Annotated in this window: 20 protein-coding genes; 4 read left to right on the forward strand and 16 right to left on the reverse strand. The window is 50.1% G+C overall.

Annotated features, from left to right (window positions below):
- Window positions 1–21 precede the first annotated feature (21 nt).
- From pelG to EVJ24_RS03070, 6 genes are all read right to left on the reverse strand, one after another.
- Window positions 22–1470 carry an exopolysaccharide Pel transporter PelG gene (gene pelG, locus EVJ24_RS03045; protein WP_131439473.1) on the reverse strand — a complete coding sequence of 483 codons (1449 nt, stop codon included), beginning with the start codon at window positions 1468–1470 and terminating at the stop codon, window positions 22–24.
- Window positions 1451–2869, reverse strand: a complete 1419-nt coding sequence (pelF, locus tag EVJ24_RS03050) for a GT4 family glycosyltransferase PelF (protein ID WP_070329468.1) — start codon at window positions 2867–2869, stop codon at window positions 1451–1453. Before pelF ends, pelG begins: the two co-directional genes overlap by 20 nt.
- Window positions 2866–4713, reverse strand: coding sequence for a DUF2194 domain-containing protein (locus EVJ24_RS03055; RefSeq protein WP_131439475.1), 1848 nt, complete (start codon window positions 4711–4713; stop codon window positions 2866–2868). The genes pelF and EVJ24_RS03055 overlap by 4 nt, the downstream gene beginning before the upstream one ends.
- Window positions 4695–5633 (reverse strand): tetratricopeptide repeat protein, encoded by a 939-nt coding sequence (locus EVJ24_RS03060; protein ID WP_131439477.1) that lies wholly within the window; start codon window positions 5631–5633, stop codon window positions 4695–4697. The genes EVJ24_RS03055 and EVJ24_RS03060 overlap by 19 nt, the downstream gene beginning before the upstream one ends.
- A 4-nt stretch (window positions 5634–5637) precedes the next feature.
- Window positions 5638–6885, reverse strand: coding sequence for a GAF domain-containing protein (locus EVJ24_RS03065; protein ID WP_131439479.1), 1248 nt, complete (start codon window positions 6883–6885; stop codon window positions 5638–5640).
- 66 nt (window positions 6886–6951) lie between these two features.
- On the reverse strand, window positions 6952–7791 hold the full coding sequence (locus EVJ24_RS03070) for a putative glycoside hydrolase (RefSeq protein ID WP_236637534.1): 840 nt from the start codon (window positions 7789–7791) through the stop codon (window positions 6952–6954).
- A gap of 108 nt (window positions 7792–7899) precedes the next feature.
- On the opposite strand from EVJ24_RS03070, the gene EVJ24_RS03075 reads away from it, so the two are divergent.
- Window positions 7900–8295 carry an ion channel gene (locus EVJ24_RS03075; protein WP_131439481.1) on the forward strand — a complete coding sequence of 132 codons (396 nt, stop codon included), beginning with the start codon at window positions 7900–7902 and terminating at the stop codon, window positions 8293–8295.
- Between the two features lie 11 nt (window positions 8296–8306).
- Here the strand turns inward: EVJ24_RS03075 and EVJ24_RS15425 are convergent, their stop codons facing one another.
- The 3 genes from EVJ24_RS15425 to EVJ24_RS03085 are packed head-to-tail and all read right to left on the reverse strand — an operon-like array spanning window position 8307 to window position 9945.
- Window positions 8307–8459: a hypothetical protein gene (locus EVJ24_RS15425; protein ID WP_021065921.1), complete on the reverse strand. Its 153-nt coding sequence runs from the start codon at window positions 8457–8459 to the stop codon at window positions 8307–8309.
- A gap of 47 nt (window positions 8460–8506) precedes the next feature.
- The gene (locus tag EVJ24_RS03080) at window positions 8507–9346 is read right to left on the reverse strand and encodes an aminoglycoside 6-adenylyltransferase (protein WP_131439483.1); all 840 of its coding nucleotides are present in this window, start codon (window positions 9344–9346) and stop codon (window positions 8507–8509) included.
- Window positions 9343–9945, reverse strand: a complete 603-nt coding sequence (locus EVJ24_RS03085; RefSeq protein ID WP_131439485.1) for a pentapeptide repeat-containing protein — start codon at window positions 9943–9945, stop codon at window positions 9343–9345. The genes EVJ24_RS03080 and EVJ24_RS03085 overlap by 4 nt, the downstream gene beginning before the upstream one ends.
- A 52-nt stretch (window positions 9946–9997) precedes the next feature.
- On the opposite strand from EVJ24_RS03085, the gene EVJ24_RS03090 reads away from it, so the two are divergent.
- Entirely contained in the window at window positions 9998–10444 is a 447-nt protein-coding gene (locus EVJ24_RS03090; protein ID WP_131439487.1) for an NUDIX hydrolase, read from the forward strand.
- A gap of 3 nt (window positions 10445–10447) precedes the next feature.
- Here EVJ24_RS03090 and EVJ24_RS03095 read toward each other — a convergent pair whose 3' ends face one another.
- Complete coding sequence (locus EVJ24_RS03095) at window positions 10448–11125, reverse strand: YjjG family noncanonical pyrimidine nucleotidase (RefSeq protein ID WP_131439489.1); 678 nt, start codon at window positions 11123–11125, stop codon at window positions 10448–10450.
- A gap of 72 nt (window positions 11126–11197) precedes the next feature.
- On the opposite strand from EVJ24_RS03095, the gene EVJ24_RS03100 reads away from it, so the two are divergent.
- Complete coding sequence (locus EVJ24_RS03100) at window positions 11198–12046, forward strand: GNAT family N-acetyltransferase (protein WP_161568727.1); 849 nt, start codon at window positions 11198–11200, stop codon at window positions 12044–12046.
- Between the two features lie 91 nt (window positions 12047–12137).
- Here EVJ24_RS03100 and EVJ24_RS03105 read toward each other — a convergent pair whose 3' ends face one another.
- The 3 genes from EVJ24_RS03105 to EVJ24_RS03115 all read right to left on the reverse strand — a co-directional run bounded on the left by EVJ24_RS03105 (window position 12138) and on the right by EVJ24_RS03115 (window position 14352).
- Entirely contained in the window at window positions 12138–13088 is a 951-nt protein-coding gene (locus EVJ24_RS03105) for an alpha/beta hydrolase (protein ID WP_131439493.1), read from the reverse strand.
- 180 nt (window positions 13089–13268) lie between these two features.
- Window positions 13269–14030: an HAAS domain-containing protein gene (locus tag EVJ24_RS03110; protein WP_131439495.1), complete on the reverse strand. Its 762-nt coding sequence runs from the start codon at window positions 14028–14030 to the stop codon at window positions 13269–13271.
- On the reverse strand, window positions 13999–14352 hold the full coding sequence (locus EVJ24_RS03115; protein WP_131439496.1) for a PadR family transcriptional regulator: 354 nt from the start codon (window positions 14350–14352) through the stop codon (window positions 13999–14001). The genes EVJ24_RS03110 and EVJ24_RS03115 overlap by 32 nt, the downstream gene beginning before the upstream one ends.
- 166 nt (window positions 14353–14518) lie before the next feature.
- On the opposite strand from EVJ24_RS03115, the gene EVJ24_RS03120 reads away from it, so the two are divergent.
- Window positions 14519–15976 (forward strand): aldehyde dehydrogenase family protein, encoded by a 1458-nt coding sequence (locus EVJ24_RS03120; protein WP_131439498.1) that lies wholly within the window; start codon window positions 14519–14521, stop codon window positions 15974–15976.
- Window positions 15977–16015: 39 nt separating this feature from the next.
- On the opposite strand, the gene EVJ24_RS03125 is transcribed toward EVJ24_RS03120, so the two are convergent.
- The 3 genes from EVJ24_RS03125 to EVJ24_RS03135 all read right to left on the reverse strand — a co-directional run bounded on the left by EVJ24_RS03125 (window position 16016) and on the right by EVJ24_RS03135 (window position 17376).
- Complete coding sequence (locus EVJ24_RS03125) at window positions 16016–16354, reverse strand: zinc ribbon domain-containing protein YjdM (RefSeq protein ID WP_131439500.1); 339 nt, start codon at window positions 16352–16354, stop codon at window positions 16016–16018.
- A 66-nt stretch (window positions 16355–16420) separates the two neighbouring features.
- Window positions 16421–16933, reverse strand: a complete 513-nt coding sequence (locus EVJ24_RS03130) for a GNAT family N-acetyltransferase (protein ID WP_071398541.1) — start codon at window positions 16931–16933, stop codon at window positions 16421–16423.
- 113 nt (window positions 16934–17046) lie between these two features.
- Window positions 17047–17376 carry a four-helix bundle copper-binding protein gene (locus EVJ24_RS03135; RefSeq protein ID WP_070329275.1) on the reverse strand — a complete coding sequence of 110 codons (330 nt, stop codon included), beginning with the start codon at window positions 17374–17376 and terminating at the stop codon, window positions 17047–17049.
- Window positions 17377–17426: the final 50 nt, after the last annotated feature.

Below are 17426 nucleotides of genomic sequence, written 5' to 3' on the forward strand. Positions count from 1 at the left end.
TTTTTGAAAAATGCAAACCCTTTAACGCGAGAAGCGACGGTTGAGAGCGCTCCCAAAATGCGAGAACCGTTCCGTCCCGAGCTTACGACGGTTCGAGGCCGCGAACACGTAATAATCGACCTTCCCCATAAAATAAATCAAGCGCAGTCCTGCGATAAAGAACGTGATGATCGTGCTGATTGCAAAGCCGACCCCATACCAATCGATCCCGCGCGATAGTAACGACAACGTGAACAAGGCGTTCAATGTGAAGAACGATAGGTTGACGAACAACGCACCACGCCGGTCCTCAAAATAAAGCAAGAGCAGCGTCAGTACGAGAATCATCGCGTTCGCGAACGCGGCGAGCGTCGTCATCCGGAAAATTTGACCGACTTCTTCCGGGACACCGATCCAACCGACGAACACACCCGCCATCAGGATCGCGAACAAGGTGACGACACCTTGACTTCGCCCAAGTCGGATCAATTCATTTTTCAACACCGTCGTCATCGTCTGCTTCGCCTTCTCAATTTGGTGTAACGCCCCGCCATAATTGATCAAGCCGTAAAACGTTCGATAGCGCTCGTAAAACCTTGTCTCGACAGCGACGACGAACAAGAGCTGGGTCGGGATGATCGTCAAGTACGACCAGAACACAGCCGTGTCATAATACGGATTGAACACGAACGAATCGGCAATCACCATGCGCCCTTCACCAAACCAAATGATGAAGTTGGTCACCCAGATTCCAAGCACGTATAACACACCAATCGCAAACAAGTCCGGATACTTATCAAAGTACCGGAAGTATGAAAACTCTCGCGTCGCATACCTAAGTGGAAACGTTCGGAGCATCGCGAAGAATAGCCCGAACAGCGTCACGACCATCCCAACAGTAAAGCCAAACAGAAGCTCGAGGCTCGATGGGTTGACCATGAGACGACTGATCAAATAGACGCTCGCGACTGAAATAACCCCGCCTAGCAAGAAGCTGTAAGCGACCGCTTGATAAAATTTGGCGGCGCTCAAGAACAGGAACATGACCCAGATGACGTTGATGGTCATGAATAAGACGAACAGGACGAGCTTATAGGCGAAACTGAGCGGTGAAATCAGCCAAAACACGCTATACATGACGACGGCAGCGAGAATCGTCACTTTTAACATGCCGGTGAAGACAGGAAAGATCTCATGGGCTTTCTTTTCATAAAATAAATCAGCCACGTATCGCGTGACGACGAGCTGCTGAAAACTAAATAGAATTTGCGAGAAAATGAACGCGTAAGACACGGATAGCATAAACAGTGTCCGTTCCTCGAGTGACAACATCGGCATCTGAAACGCCAACCATTGAATCGTACCGACAACGAGGATGACGATCAGCCAAGGGCCCGATGTGACGAGACCGGAAAACGTGTACGCCTTCAGTCTTGAAGAGTAATAGTCTTCTTGAAACAGCTTTTGTAACTTAAACCCGATGCCCGCCATACTGTTCCCTCCTCGCTTCATAGATGGCTTTATAGCGGTCGACGAACTGTTGCAATCGATAATACTGACGGACACGCTCGCGGCCGTTTTTACCGAAGCGCATCCGTTCGCGCGGATAATCCATCATCCATTCGACTTTGTCAGCGATGGCTTCCGGATGGACCGGAGGAACGATGAAGCCGGCCGGACCGAACGGATCATCAGCGCGTCCGTAAAGTAGTTCCGAACAAGCCCCGACATCGGTCGCCACCCAAGGGATGCCAGCCGCCATCCCTTCTAAAATGGCGAGCGGCTGCCCTTCCGATATGCTCGTCAGCAACAACAAATCAAATTTCGGCAACCAGTCTTGTACGTTCACTTTCCCGACGAGTTCGACATAGTCGGTCAGCCCGCTCTGCTCAATCAGTAGACGACATTCTTCGGCGTACTCTTCGTCCTCATCAAGCGGACCCATGATTGTCAGTTTAAACAGCCGATGGCGCTCTTGAAGGATTTTTGCGGAATAAATCATCGTCTTCAAATCCTTGATCGGAACGAGGCGGACGATAGCCCCGATTTGGAACACATCATTCTCAGCTCGCTCAAGCGTAGCGTGGATATGACGGTCGTCAATCCCGTTGGCGATAATTTTCGTCTTCTCGCTAGGCGCCCCAATCCACTCTTGATATTCGCGATTCCGCTCGAAGAGTGTGATAATCTCGTCGGCCGCGTTATACGCCTCGCGTGACAAGTGATGGAAAAAGCGAACCCATCTCGGTTTGTAAGGGGACGGAATCCAATAAGACTGAAGGATTTCTTCCTCGCGTTCACGTGAGTAGATGCCGTGTTCGGTCAAAATGAACGGGATACCTTGCGTCTCTTTCATGTAAGATGCAACGACACCGGCGTAGCCTGTCGAGATGGAGTGGACGAGATCGACTTTTGGTAACGGTTGATGCAACACACGCAAGATCGGCATATACATACTTTGCCACATCCAAAAGTAGTCGATGAACGAGCCTCCGTTCATTTCTTCTGCGTAAGCCGATTTTACGTTTCTCCAAAAGAACTCGCTTGAGAAGAAGGCTTGGCTTGATGGAACTTGTTTCCCGAGAATGCCAAGCGCTTGCCGGTTCGGATTTTTCAACATGAGCCATTCCGAAATTTTCCGCTCGTCTTCGGCGTCGAGCTTCATTCGACCCTTCGCCTTTTTATCCATATCGCTCAAATAAAGGTGCGTGATCCCTGACACGTTTTGCGGCAACTCATATTTCATATCTTCTGGCCGCTTGACCGATGGCTGAATCGAGATGATTTCAAACTCGACTTCCGGCATCGCTTCAATCAGCGTCTGCGTCCAACTCGAGACACCTCCGCTCACATACGGGTAACTCCCTTCTAACACGAGACCAATCTTCATTGCGGGTCCCCCTTGATGGCGATTTCAGCGTTCGCTGATGTCAATTGGACGAGATAGAGTGGACGGTCCGCCTCCATCTGCTCGACCGTACCGAATGCGAATTTGCCTGTGTCCAATGATTGGCCCACTTTTAGACGGACGGTGAAGTGGGACGGATTAACGATTCCGTCTCCAGCCAAATAAATGGTCTCGTCATCAAACGTGACGTTCAAGTCTGCCTCTTGATACGTGATTAGCTTTTCTGTCGCATAGTGCTGTGTGTAAGCTTCTAAATAAGGATAGTTGACGTTGACGTCATTGACGATTTTCTTCAAGCTGGCAAACATTGTATCCCAGTCGCGACCGAACGCACGGTCTGGATCGATGACGTCATCCGGGTGGATAAAGTGTGAAAACACCCCAAAGTTAGCAATCGCATCGACCATTTGGAAGATCGAACCTCTTTCTTCCCCGTAGTCACTCGTGATGCGCGGGAAATGATAGATTCCGGTATGTGTCGTATCAAATTCGAACTCTTGGACAAAATCACCACTTTCCGGGTCACCGGTATAGAGTGACGCAATCGTCCGCAGTTCAGGCAACGCTTCAGCAATCGCGTCGACACCGGTACGATTGAGTGCGTTCGAAGGCGGGACGTATGACTTGAGTTGTTCTTCAGGGAAATAGTTAGCAAATACCGACTCGGCCTGTGACAGTGAACGCTTCATCTCGTCTTTGTCTTTCCACGGGATATATCCGTACGTCGGATCGATCGGTTCATCGGCTGTGACGAGTGATTGGTGATTGTAGCCGTGTAATCCGATCTCACCACCCTGCGCCAATAGTTTTCGACCGAAATAGAGCATCGGGAACTCGCCGCGTTTAATCAATTGTTCATCTAGCAACTCCATCTCTTCTTCGTACGTCCCAATCATCGCGCCCGTGTAAATGACGTCGTCATCTTTAGCCATGTCGACCATGTCTTTCCACCAATCTTCGGCAAAGAAATCTTTGACTGATTTATCGAGTGGCGTCGCCGAGACATCTTTCATCTTGCCGTCCATGACTGGAGCCGGAAAGTCATCGATATACATGAGCTTAATCGCCGCTTGAGCACCCACGAACGCAGGCGGTAACGTTCCGAGCGTTTGGACGAACAGTCCGCGAATCATCTTTTGATCGGTGATCGTTGTATTCCAGTACAGAACGTTCCCATCACCGACCTCATATTCCCAAAGGACGGGAAATCCTTCTGCTGACAGTAAAACGTTCGCTTCGTCTGCAATTGCGAAGTCAACGACACTATGGACGAACAGATCGTCCGGTGGATTCAAATCGACATAACCCGGGAAAATCGTTTCTTCGAAGTTCAGACCGTAAACGTCTGGAACGAATTCACCGATTTCTTCGATACCTGTCACTTCATTCCAAGCGGGGTCTTTGAAACGGTTGGCGAACACGACATTGCCCCCTTGTTCGACGAACCGTTTCGTCTCTTGCAATGGCCATGTCGCGGATTTTTCTCCTGTAAAGACGATGATGTTGTAGGGAGACGGCGTGATCGAACGGACCGCGCTCGCATCAATTTCTCGAACGTCTAGTTTGGCGTAACGCAAACCATACAATAAATTATCTGCCGTATTGACCGCCAAATCACCTTCGTCTCGGACAATGTAAACTTGAAGTTGATGCTCTCCTGTTTTAGCGGAAGCATTCCCTTGCAATTGGTCGATATTCATTCGTTGCTCAGCAACGTTCGGTAACAACGTATGCAAGGAATGGATCCTCAAGTATTGGATTGCGCCGACGACGACGAGAAATAACACGATGAAGAGAGAGAATGAGATTACAGTTCGTTTTTCCATGATGTCGAGTCACTCCATTCTTCAAACAACAGTCGGTGCTCATACGGCACATCGGCTAACGAAAATTGTGTTTGCATCATAAACATGACAGCCTTCACCTCGACCCACCGCTCCCGTTCATAGTAAAAATCGATGAGCATGAGATGGGCCTCGATGCGTTCCGGGAAATGGTGAACGTACTCCTTCAATATTTCAAGCTGATCTCTAGGACGTTTTAACGTGATGTAGACTTCGTTTAAATCCTCATAAATCCATGGCGACGGCGGATACAGCGTCTTCGCTTTTAAAATCTCTTTTAACCAGGCCTCACGTCTGTCTTTCAACATGACTTCCGTGATCAGTTCACTGTGAATCATCCGTTTGTAAATTGTCGCTAGTCGGTGAATCGTTTCCGGGTTTCCTAAATCGTATTCATGCTTAGCCAATTTCAACTCTTGCTCGTACTGATCGATGAGAATATTCATCGTCGCGGCCGCATAATGAACCGTTTCACTGTCCGTGCTATTAAGCCCCATCTGCAAGTATTTCCCTTGGTTATTGATGGACTGGTTGACGTGCGTCAAAATCGAGTGCTTGCGAATCGCCGGATCTTTTGAATTGATGGCATCGGCTAACGGCAGCAGGCTAGAGCTCGTCTTCGCATCGTGCCGAATCTGCTCATAATTGACGACTCGAAAATCAATATACTCGTCGTAATCTTCAATCAGTCCGCTCCGATCGAAGCGTTCTGCGAAGCGATAAATTGCATATACTGCGACTTCCGCGACAAAAGGTAAAAATAGGCCGAAGCATAAAGCGACCACTGCCACCCCATAGTCTAGCGCTTTCATTTTTCGCTTCAACACCACTAACAAAACGAACGCTAAGATTGCGTGAATCACATAGAGCCCAATCCAAACTAAACTGTCGATGGCTTCCATGAACTCACACTCCCTTCTGGATCAAAATCCCTTCGATCCGATCATAAATTCGTTGACGGTTCTCCTCACTCGTTCCTGGGAGCAAGAGTAACAACTTGTTTTCGTCTTGGTCATAACCGACGATATCAATCTCTCGCAAATACGAATGCACGATCGCTTCAATACTTTCGAGCGAGACTGGTTCATAATCGAGCGCATACTCGAGTACGATGAACGGTTGATTGTGATGGAGTTTCTTTTGTTCTTGAAGCGCCACTATCTCGATGAACGCCTCTTTCTTGTAGAACGATGTGCCCGGGTAGCGCTTCTCGTGCTGCTCTTTACGAATCAAGTTTTGCGCGTTTGTGATTCGCGTCCCGATCCACGAGAACAGGATATTTAATACGTGGAGGTCATCTGTCGTCAATTTCCGGAGCGGCAGACGCTTAATGACGACAACTTCACGCGTCTCTCCGTCAATCACGATCGGAGCGAGCAACATCGGATCCGTGTCGTCATCATCGAGTTGCCGTAACATCGTCTCTTGGACTTGGAAGAAACGTTTGAACATACTCGACGCCTCATCTAAGAAAATGGTTTGTGGAAACTCTTTCTTCTCAGCTTGGCGAATGATTAGACGCATCGACTTTTGCGATCGATCGACATGATAGATGGCGACGTCGCTCGCCAAGAAATATTTTTTAAGCAGACGAATCGTCTCGCTACGAATCAATTCAGGATGTGGCAGGTCAAGCGAGACAGCTAGTTCGTACAATTGATTTAAACTGTATTCCGATTGAAGTAATTTTTGACGAAGGGTCGTTTGCGAAGTGTTGAGTAAATCGACGGTCTCTTTCAAATACGTGTTTTCATCTTTCAGTTCTTCGTTGCGAAACTGACTGATTTCATAACGCTCTCGAAATGAAGTGCTAAACAAGCCGACGATGACAGTGAGTGCGAAGTAATAGAAAAGGGTGAGAAGTGAGTTTGTATCGTAGAACAGTAAGAAGATATCGCCTCCGACAAGTCCGGTGTAGAGGACTTTATACAGAAGCAAGACGGCGAAACTGATCAACCCAAAGGTTGTTCCATAACGTAGCGCGAATAAGATGGCGGCTACATAAAATAGGTTCAGATCATTTTGAATCGTCCCTAAATTGAAAGCTAAATCGATTCCGATCAATAGAGTGAACACGATAAAAATTTCGGCCCACTTAATCCACGGGCGGTCTTGAGCATATAGAATGATAATCCCCTCCCAACGATTAGTCACAGCTTCATAACACGAATATCATGCTTACTTATTTGGCGCTCGTAGCAAATTCCCCTGCTAATTATCTTAATTCCCTTCCTGAAAATCCCATGTATCATAATAAGTGGGTTCATGATAATGGATAAACCCGTTCGCTTCCGCCAAGTCTCGACTAATAGCTTCTTCTTGGTCTGAAACGGTAAGTACTGCAATCCCATACTGTTCTTGAATCACATTCATACGGTCCAACATTTCCATCGACCAAGAGTCCGATGTGATCTCCGAATAATTGAACCCCTCCCACATGAACCCGTCTACGTATGGAGCGCTCGTTCGTTCAAGCGTTTCGATTCCCCAATTTTGTACAATCGGGACCCCAGGGTAAGTCTGCTTAATCGCTTTTAAAAATGCTTCTAACCCGTTCAATTGCTCAGTCAAGTCTTCGGGATAGTCGAGGTGTACATCGTCGATATCTCCAACCGTGTCTAAAAAGATACCGTCCAAGTGTTTATTGATGACTTGCTTTTGAATCTCGCGCATCAAAATCTTCCGAAAATGGTCCGAACTGATATCCGTCAAATAGGAATCCCATTTCGAAAAATAAATCCGCTCTCCGTCCCGGTAGAAAAAATCGTCTTGTTTCATTTGACCGATCAGTTCCCGATTCCACGTGTCCGCTTCCATCACGTTTATATAGCCGAGCACTTTCGTGCCGTTCGAACGAATCGCTTCAATCTGCTCGGGTGTATACCAAATCGGTTCGATGATCACGAGATCATACCGGGTCATATCCTCGATAATCGCCTCGGTCGGAATATTGTAAAAAATTTTGTACGAGCTGATTTTATCAAAATTAAATGGCGTCTTCGTGGTACATCCACCTAGCAGCAGAAGCAGCACTAAACTCGTCAACCTAAAGCGTCGCACACGGACACCTCCTTGTCGCAGAATACTTCATGGTGCAATTAGGTCCGTTTGACGTCAATTGTTCAGGGAAACAACATAGTATGACTTAGCAAAAAAGGAGAGATGAGGATGAATACGATTTTACTGACGGTTGCCCTCTTATTCGTCGGACTAAACGTATATACCTTCTTCCGCCGACAGACGTACCGGCAGACCGGATTTGACGGCCGATTATTTAGCCACCTTTTCATCAGCTTGTTAGGCGTGATGGTCGGGTTTGCCTTGGTTTATTACGCGTTGTCGTGGGACGGGGTCATTCTCGTCACGTCACTTGAGACGATGACCGCTGTCGAGCCATCATGGCAAAACCTACTCTATTTCAGCGGCGTCACGCTTCTATCAATCGGATTTGGTGACTTACTGCCGGTTGGGCCGGCCCGTCTGTTCGCCCTACTCGAAGCGGCAATCGGAATCTTGCTTCCGACCGCATTTTTCGTAAAATCGATGTACAAAAAAGAAGACTGACAAGCAGTCTTCTAGCGTCCAGTGATCAATAAGTACAAATTGAATGCGACGAGTCCAAGCGGAAATAAGGCCACGACAACGATTGGCCATTTCTTCGTCCGGATGCCGACAAATAAGAGTAAACTCCCCACTAGGAGCGCGATGAACGTCGTATACGGATTCAAGCGTCATTCCCCCTTATATAGAGGGGGTTTCCCGACTCGACTAAAAACTAATCGTTTGAAGTCCAAAGCGTCGAAAAAGCGTCACGAATCCGCTTGGCCTCGTCGTCCCGAAATGAGTTGCCACTTTTCTCCGAAACACGCCGACTGAAGACGCAGAACTGCTCGACCAACGTTTCAAACGCGGTTGCAATCGCCGCAGGATCCGCGACGGGATATGTCTGTAAGTATGCTTGCCAAGCTTGATTTGATAAGTGGTCCACCAAAGCGTCCCCAGCTTTCCCGACATTCGCGGAAAATCCGGTCCTATATCCGACATCCCACGCCATCATCTGTCGGAGCATGTCTCGCATGATCGTCACGTGATCGAGCGCATACAGCAGTTGATTGCGCCTTAGTCCTTTCACGACATACAATGACACCCACCAAAACTCGTTCCAACACGACGCATAGTCAAACGCGCTCGGGCGTTTGACTCGGTACGTCTCATCGCTCGGCACAGGCCTGCCTGCCGCGTCATCTTTATCGAGCATGACGAGACTGAGCGAATCTTCCGCAATCACTTCCCGCACGACGCGAACAGGACGAACGGTCAGATCAATCCGATGACCGGCTGCAAACTGGACGAGAAACGCAAACCGCTCGTATCTTGTTTGAGACGGTGACTCGTCCGGTGTCTGCATGATCAACATCTCGCCGAACCGATCGATCCAGGATCGATCCGTTATGAACGATGATACGTCCAGAACGAAAAACGTGACATCTACATCTTGAAACCGGTCTGGGGAGACGTGCGGATTGACGAGCGACCCGTTCAACACCATGATTCGGATGTCTTCCCGCTCCTCCGCCAAAGCGAGTAGCTGCTCGAGCACCTGGTTATTGTTCATTCGACGATCGCCCCGAGCGAACGGGCGACTTGGACCGCCTGCATGACGTCGAGTTTCGTCTTTTTGAGCGTAACGTCCGTGAAATCGACCCCGTCCATGTCAGCACCTATGAAGTCGGCAGCCGTACAGTCCGCATGCTGCAGGACGGCACGTGTCAACGCAGCGTTCGTCCAGCGCGACTCCTTCAAGTCCGCCCCGTACAAATCAGCCTCTACTAGACGAACATCCGACCAATCCATTTTTCGGAGCGGTGCGTGACGCAAATTGACGAACGACCAGTCGCCCCCACGAACGGTCACGCCCTCAAACGTACACGACTCGAACGAAGAACCTGTCATCTTGCATTGATCGAACTCACTTAAAAACAAATTCGCCCCATTGAATTGACAGTTTAAAAACGAACTGCCGACGTGGCGCGATGCGTTCCATTTCGAGTCGGTAAAGTCACAGTTGATGAAGCGGCACTGCTCGGTCTCGAACTCGGTCGCGTCGATGTACGTGAACCGACAGTTCTCGAACGTCGTATGTGAAAGTTGAAGGTCACGGAACGAGGACTCACGAAAATCTTGTCCCTCGTAAGACTCATTTAATTGAAACATTGTCTGCCTCCTTGGCGTATAATGAATTTAGTAAAAATTGGGAGTGTTGCATATGGATATCGTATTTCCGACCGAGCAAGGCACGTTCAACTACCGAGTCGCCGGCATTTGGGTGAAAGACAATCACTTGTTGGTCCACCGAAACATAAATGACGACTTTTGGGCGTTACCCGGCGGTCGCGTCGCTATCGGTGAACAAGCCGAACTCGCACTCGCGCGAGAACTGAAAGAAGAACTCGCAGCCAACGTGTCCGAGACGGTGTTCGCTTTCGTCTCCGAAAACTTTTTCACGTATCTCGAACGGACGGTCCATGAGATCGGCATGTATTTTTATGTAAAAGGTGACCTCCCGCTCCAGACCGGCGACTTCCACGGACCAGAGGGTGATCACCTCATCTATCGTTGGCAGCCGCTCGAGTCGCTCCGTGAACTGAGACTCTTTCCGGAGACGCTCTATGCGTTGCCGCAGTCGCTCCCACCACACTTTATCGACCGCTGAGCCTTATAAAATCGATTTCAACTCGTTCAAATCTTGAATCTCATACGTCGTCTCGACCGTTGCCGCAACCTCATCCGGGTTGTACCAGCACGTATCGAGACCGTACATACGTCCTCCGGCGATATCTGCCGTCAACGAGTCACCGACGATGAGTCCGCGCTCTGGTGACACGTTTGGGACACGGTCGAATACATAATCAAAGAACGGTTTCATCGGCTTTTGCGATCCCGTCGCGTCGGAGACGAACACGTCTTTGAAATACGGGAGCAACCCCGACGCCTCAAGCCGCTTGAACTGTGTCTCTGTCACACCGTTCGTGACGATATAGAGCGGATACTGTTCACTGAGCGTTTGCACGAGTTCGAGTGCCCCGTCGATGATGTGCACCCCGTCGTGCAAATGGTCCCGATAGCGCTGTTCGACTTCATGCGCATCGATCGTGATGCCGAGCGTGTCGAACAGTTGCGTGTGGCGGCCCATCAAGACGTCTTCCCGTCCGACCTCACCGCGTTCAAACGCGCGCCATAGCCCGTTGTTGATCGTCACGTATTGTTGTTTTAACGCATCGGTCATCCGGACGTTATGTGAGGCGAGCAATTGCTCCAAGGCGACGTGCTCGCTCCGTTTAAAGTCTAGCAACGTATCGTCGACATCAAATAAAATAGCTTCATACCGTTTCATAATTTGAATTACCCCTCTCTGCCTCTAATGTACAGGAACAGGCCGAGAAGTTCAAAACAAGGAGTGAGTCACATGGCTAAACGACCGATCACCAATCTCGAGTATTCAGATAAAGAACGTGAATCATTTTTCTACTTGACCGATGAAATGTTCGGCATCGATTTTCGCGGATGGTATTTGGACGGAGAATGGACCGACCGCTATCGCTGTTATTCGTTGACGTTCTATCGGAACATCATCTCGAACGTCAGCATGAGCCGGATGACCCTCGTGACGGACGGAACCGCTCGTGAGATGTATCAAATCGGGACGGTCATGACGGACGAGGACCGACAAGGACAAGGACTCGCCACCCGCGTCTTCAAGCACCTCTTCAAACAACATGACGCCGATGGATTGCCTTATATTTTAGCTTGTAACGAGGGCCTCGAAACGTTTTATGAGAAGCAAGGGTTCACTGTCCAACGCGAACCGGAGCTATTTGTCTCCGTGTCGGGCTCGGCGCCCCCGCTCGAACACGTCGACGTCGACGCCGAACGGTGGCGTCGGTTCAAACTGGAGTCGCTCCCGTACTCACCCCGGCTCTATACGACGGACGACATGCATATTTGGATGTTCAGTTTCTATCAAGGCCTGAACGAGGACGTCTATCGCTTCGACGACGTGCATGTCATCTATTTTATTGAGCGCACGCGTCTGCATTTGTTCGCGGTGCTGTCGCCTCGGCCTGTCGATATGCGTGACGTCGTGGCACGGCTCTCCTTTGATGGGATCGCGGAAATCGTCTTTGAATTCACACCTGACTTGGCCGATGTCGAACGACGTGCGTCACGTGCACGTGACGGACAATGGATGATCCGTATGAGTGACGGCCACCTTTTCCCGGAAGGCTGTCGCTTCCCGAGTTTATCGAAAGCATGAAATAACGCGCCTTGCAACAGAGTCTGATGGTGCGAGCGCACTCATAAGAGAAGAGGACCGTTCCGACAATAGTCAGAATGGTCCTCTTCTCTTATCCAAGGATATTTTTTTGGTTCTCAAACGCTGTTTTTAAACAATGAGCCGCCTCTTTCACCGCCCGTTTCGCCTCTGGGACGAACGCATAGTAGTTCGTGAAGCCGTGGATCAGTCCCCCGTAATTTTTATACGTCACCGGGACACCGAGGCTAATCAATTTGTTCGCATAAGCCCGACCGACGTCACGGAGCGGGTCATACTCGGCCGTCAGTAGTGTCGTCGCAGGCAGTTGTTCTAAGCGATCGGACAAAATTGGCGACGCATATGGATGTGTCAACTCATTTTCGTCATTAAAATATTGCTGCTGGAACCAACGGATCAACCCTTCGTCAAGCAAGTAGCCGGTAGCGTAATCAATCAAAGATAACGGCAAGTTCTCTTCGGTCCCGGTCACCGGGTAAAACAGGAGCTGATGAACGAGTGACGGCCCCCCGCGCTCATTCGTAATCAATGCGCTGACCGTGGCGAGCGTCCCGCCGGCACTATCGCCGCCGACCGCGAGTCGTGACGCATCTACGTTTAATTCCGAAGCGTGTTCCCCGATCCAAACGAGTGCATCGTAAGCGTCTTCGACTGGGGCTGGAAATTTATGTTCCGGCGCGAGGCGATACCCGACCGAGATGACGGTACAGTCCGCCTCGTTCGCGAGGGTGCGGCAAATCGCATCGTGTGTCTCGATGCTGCCGGTGACGTAACCGCCGCCGTGATAGTAGACAAGTGCCGGGGCGATCGTTGCTCCTGACCGATAAATCCGAATCGGGAGCGTACGCCCTGGGAGCGAGAGATCCAAGTCCTCGACTTCGTGAACGTGCTCTTTATGCTGGAACTTCGTCAGCACTGCATCTTCCTGTCGTCTTAACTCGAGTGGGTTCATTTGCTCATACGTGGGTGACATCTGATTTTTAAATTGATCCAAATAAAATTGAATCGTCGGATTGACTGGCAATGGGAACCCCTTCTTTCTCTATTGGCGTACAGTTTCCTATTCCCAGCCGAACCCGTCATTAAGCAGACTCGCACACTTTTCGAAATTTATAATGATAAAAGAATGCCAAGACGACACCGATGACGAACAAGACCGTCCAAGCGATGCCTAACAATCGAGCTACCATCTATGACAAACGTCTTAGACTTCCTCCTGTTGATTCTTTTTCCACCAGACGAACATAACGATTCCCATGCCGACGAACAGAATCATCATCGAGAAAATCAACTGTTGTTCAAGCGGCAGGCTCGTTTGCGCGAACACATATTGCGGCACAAACAGTAGAAGTGGAATAATCAGATTGATCCACGTCTTCGTCCACACCGACACGATGACGAGTGTGAGCACTGCCAACCCGAACAACACGAACTGCCCGACCGTCCCAAACGTGATCTTCGGTGTCTCAACGAGCAGGTCGAAAGTCATCAAGCCCAGGAATAGCGTCATCGGCAATGCACCGAGCGCGGCATACGTCAACCCAGTTTTCACCTTGCCGCGAGACGAACCGGTCGACATCTTACGGAACACTTGTGTCACGGCGAGTAAAAGTATGACGGCGACGAGTGGGAAGCCGATCAGTTGGACCGTCGAGAACGTCATCTCTCCTTGAATAAAGTTCCCGATGATGATGTAGGCGAATACGCTCGGAATGATCATGCCGACAACTTTCACTACCCCTTTCACGTCAAACGCCATCTCGCTCCCGAGTTGGCGCATATACGCCTCAGGGCTCTGTCCGACGACATCGGTCACGTCCTTACCTGCCCGCTCTGCTTCTTCCAAATGGTCTTTCAATTCTGCGGTCACGTCTTGCACTTCCCGTTCTGATTTCCCACTCGACATGAGATAGACCGCCAAATCATCTAAAAAATCACGACTCTTTTTCGAAAGTTCCACGTTCATTCCCCTCTCCTAGTACGCGGTCGACACCGCTCGAAACATCCGCCCAACGCTTCCGGAACGCCATTAGTTCCTGTTCCCCAGCTTCCGTCAATACGTAATACTTTCGTTTCGGACCTCCTGAAGGAAGAGGTTTTTGAACCGTCTCGACCCACCCCTCTTTCTTCATCCGTAACAGAACCGGATAGATACTGCCTTCGCTCACCATCGTGAATCCATATGCCTGCAACTTCTCCGACATTTCATACCCGTATGTCTCTCCTTTGCCAATGATGGCGAGGAGACACCCTTCGAGCAACCCTTTCAACATTTGACTCATCGCCATGGCGTGACCTCACTTTCTCCAAACTATCTTGTTATACATAATAGTAATGGAAGGTAATTTCAATTGCAACTAATTTGTAAAACAATATAGTTGCGCATCGAAAGGTTTAATTTTTTAAATCAGGTGAATACTTCTTAAGGTGAAGAAAAAATAAAGGAGTGTTGTTATGCATACCGATTTTACAAAGATGTACATTAATGGTCAGTGGGTAGACGGTTCAAGCGACAAGTCGATCGACAACGTCAACCCGTTCACGGACGAGAAGCTGTTCTCAATCCGGTCAGCAGACGAGTCCGATCTCGACAAGGCGTATCAGGTAGCTAAGGAAGCGCAAGGCGAATGGGCGGTCATGCTGCCGCAAGAGCGCCGCGCCCTCATCGAGCGATTCGCTGAACTGACGTTACACTATAAAGACGACATCATCGACTGGCTCGTGAAAGAGTCAGGGAGTACCCGCATCAAGGCAGAAGGCGAATTCGCTGCCTCGATGGCAATCATTAAAGAGGCGTCGACGTTCCCGTTCCGGATGGACGGGCTGATCAAACCATCGATCGTGCCGAACAAAGAGAACCGGGTCTACCGGAAGCCACTCGGCGTCATCGGCGTCATCAGCCCATGGAACTTCCCGTTCCATCTCGCGGTCCGCTCGATCGTCTCGGCGCTCGCGACCGGCAACACGGTCGTCGTCAAACCAGCGACGGCGACACCGGTCACTGGCGGGCTCCTGTTCGCTTCATTGTTTGAAGAAGCCGGGCTCCCGAAAGGCGTCTTGAATATCGTCGTCGGTCGCGGCTCTGAGATTGGCGATGCCATCGTCGAACACCCGATCCCAAAACTCATCTCGTTCACAGGATCGACCGAGGTCGGGAAAGGCATTGCCGAGAAGGCCGGGCGTCTGTTGAAGAAGACCGCGCTTGAACTTGGCGGCAACAACGTCTTCGTCGTCCTAGACGATGCTGATATCGACCGCGCCGTCGAGTCAGCCGTCTACAGCAAGTTCTTCCATCAAGGTCAGATCTGTATGTCGACGAACCGGATTCTCGTCGCCGAATCGATTCATGACACGTTCCTCGAACGGTTTAACGAATGCGTCCGCGGCCTTAAATTCGGAAATCCGAATGAAGCCGATACACAGGTCGGACCACTCATCGACCATGATCAAATCGATCGTATCCTCGACCAAATCGATCAGACGGTCGACGCCGGGGCGACGCTCCACGTCGGTGGCAAAGCGAACGGCAACGTTCTCGAGCCGACGGTCCTTAGCGGTGTCACGAACGACATGCCGCTCGCTAAAAATGAGATCTTCGGACCGGTCGCCGTCATCTTGTCATTCAAAGACGATGAAGAAGCGCTCCGTATCTCGAACGAACTCCCATATGGTCTTAGCGGAGCCGTCCACGGTTCGATTTACCGGGCGACCGAGTTTGCTCGCCGCGTCGAGACCGGGATGATCCACATCAACGACCAATCGGTGAACGACGAGCCGCACTTGCCGTTCGGCGGTGAGAAAGACTCAGGGCTCGGCCGCTTCAACGGCGAATGGGTGCTCGAGGAGTTCACGACGCTCCAATGGGTATCTGTCATGCATGAACGCCGTGAATACAAGCCGTTCTTCTCTTAACACAAAAACTGTTTCGGTCCACGGACCGAAACAGTTTTTTCATAGCTTCTTGACAAATTCTGACTTGAGCTTCATCGCGCCGAACCCATCGATTTTGCAATCGATATCGTGATCACCGTCGACGAGGCGGATACTTTTCACTTTCGTCCCTTGTTTGACGACGAGTGACGTACCTTTCACTTTCAAGTCTTTGATGACCGTGACCGTATCTCCATCTTGGAGCACGTTCCCGTTCGCGTCTTTAACCTCAGCGTCGGCCTCGGCCTCGGCCGCCTCGCTCGGTGACCACTCGTAAGCACATTCCGGGCAGACGAGCAAAGCGCCATCTTCATAGACATAGGCCGACTGACATTTTGGACAATTCGGTAGTTCTGTCATCTTGATTCCTCCATTCGATTCACTGTTGCCAGTATACCGTATTTCAGAAATCTCGATAACCAACATTTAGCCTTCTTTCGGTGTTTCGGGACCTGTCAAATCCAATTGATAAAACGACAGGTCGAGCCATTTTCCAAATTTGTAGCCGGCTCGTTTGATCGTCCCTGAATGAACGAAGCCCAATTTTTCATGCGCTTTGATACTCGCGATGTTGGCAGCATCGATTCCGCCGATCATCGTCTTATAGTCACGCGCTTCCGCGATGCGAATGATTTCACGAAGCAACTTGTTCCCGACACCTTTGCCGCGATAGCCCGGATGGACGTAGACAGAGTGTTCGATCGTGTAATGATAGGCCGGCCATGGACGGAACGGGCCAAACGTGGCGAAGCCCATGACGACGTCGCCGTCTTGCCAGACGATGACGGGGTGTCCGGACGCTTTTTTATCTTCATACCAGGCGACTCGATTTTGAAGCGTCACCGGTTCATAGTGATAGACGGCAGTACTGTTGACGATGGCGTCATTGTAAATATGTAAGACGGCTTGAAGGTCGTCACGACGGCAATTACGGATCATACATACACCACTTTCATGAGTTTTCTTCATTATACGTATCTCGCTCTCAAAACACACGTCGCGATGCATTTTCCACAAAAAAAGGTCAGCCGCGTCGACTGACCGTATTCCGCTCAAGCTGCTAAGCGGTCGCACATCGAAGCGCATTCGAAGCAAACGCGCGCACACTCTTGGCAGTGCTCGTGCTTATGTTTTTCGCACTCTTGGGCGCACGCCTTACACATGACCGCACAAGCCCGTGCGAGTTCGGGCACGAACGCCGAATCCCGTGTCATCGCCTCGGCGAGGAACGAGCACATAGCGGCACATTCGCGGTCGAGCCGGATGCAATCGACCATCATCTTCACATCGCGCTCTTCAAGACACGATTCAAGACAGTAGTTACACGTCTCTACACAGTCATGCAACGTTTCGAGTTCATTCGCATAAATTCGGTGAGCCATTCGGACGTCCTCCTTTTTTAGTGACACGACAACGATACGTTACTTTTGTT

Origin of the sequence: Exiguobacterium sp. SH1S21 (genome assembly GCF_004337175.1) — a bacterium.
Taxonomy (GTDB): Bacteria; Bacillota; Bacilli; order Exiguobacteriales; family Exiguobacteriaceae; genus Exiguobacterium; species Exiguobacterium aurantiacum_A.

Excerpts from the sequence above, each read along its gene's own strand:
- EVJ24_RS03120 (WP_131439498.1), top strand. The coding sequence starts at position 14,519 with ATGCATACCGATTTTACAAAGATGTACATTAATGGTCAGTGGGTAGAC.
- EVJ24_RS03110 (WP_131439495.1), bottom strand. The coding sequence starts at position 14,030 with ATGAACGTGGAACTTTCGAAAAAGAGTCGTGATTTTTTAGATGATTTG.
- EVJ24_RS03085 (WP_131439485.1), bottom strand. The coding sequence starts at position 9,945 with ATGTTTCAATTAAATGAGTCTTACGAGGGACAAGATTTTCGTGAGTCC.
- EVJ24_RS03100 (WP_161568727.1), top strand. The coding sequence starts at position 11,198 with ATGGCTAAACGACCGATCACCAATCTCGAGTATTCAGATAAAGAACGT.
- pelF (WP_070329468.1), bottom strand. The coding sequence starts at position 2,869 with ATGAAGATTGGTCTCGTGTTAGAAGGGAGTTACCCGTATGTGAGCGGA.
- EVJ24_RS03135 (WP_070329275.1), bottom strand. The coding sequence starts at position 17,376 with ATGGCTCACCGAATTTATGCGAATGAACTCGAAACGTTGCATGACTGT.
- EVJ24_RS03080 (WP_131439483.1), bottom strand. The coding sequence starts at position 9,346 with ATGAACAATAACCAGGTGCTCGAGCAGCTACTCGCTTTGGCGGAGGAG.
- EVJ24_RS03115 (WP_131439496.1), bottom strand. The coding sequence starts at position 14,352 with ATGGCGATGAGTCAAATGTTGAAAGGGTTGCTCGAAGGGTGTCTCCTC.
- EVJ24_RS03060 (WP_131439477.1), bottom strand. The coding sequence starts at position 5,633 with ATGGAAGCCATCGACAGTTTAGTTTGGATTGGGCTCTATGTGATTCAC.
- EVJ24_RS03130 (WP_071398541.1), bottom strand. The coding sequence starts at position 16,933 with ATGATCCGTAATTGCCGTCGTGACGACCTTCAAGCCGTCTTACATATT.
- EVJ24_RS03125 (WP_131439500.1), bottom strand. The coding sequence starts at position 16,354 with ATGACAGAACTACCGAATTGTCCAAAATGTCAGTCGGCCTATGTCTAT.
- EVJ24_RS03090 (WP_131439487.1), top strand. The coding sequence starts at position 9,998 with ATGGATATCGTATTTCCGACCGAGCAAGGCACGTTCAACTACCGAGTC.
- pelG (WP_131439473.1), bottom strand. The coding sequence starts at position 1,470 with ATGGCGGGCATCGGGTTTAAGTTACAAAAGCTGTTTCAAGAAGACTAT.
- EVJ24_RS03055 (WP_131439475.1), bottom strand. The coding sequence starts at position 4,713 with ATGGAAAAACGAACTGTAATCTCATTCTCTCTCTTCATCGTGTTATTT.
- EVJ24_RS03075 (WP_131439481.1), top strand. The coding sequence starts at position 7,900 with ATGAATACGATTTTACTGACGGTTGCCCTCTTATTCGTCGGACTAAAC.
- EVJ24_RS03095 (WP_131439489.1), bottom strand. The coding sequence starts at position 11,125 with ATGAAACGGTATGAAGCTATTTTATTTGATGTCGACGATACGTTGCTA.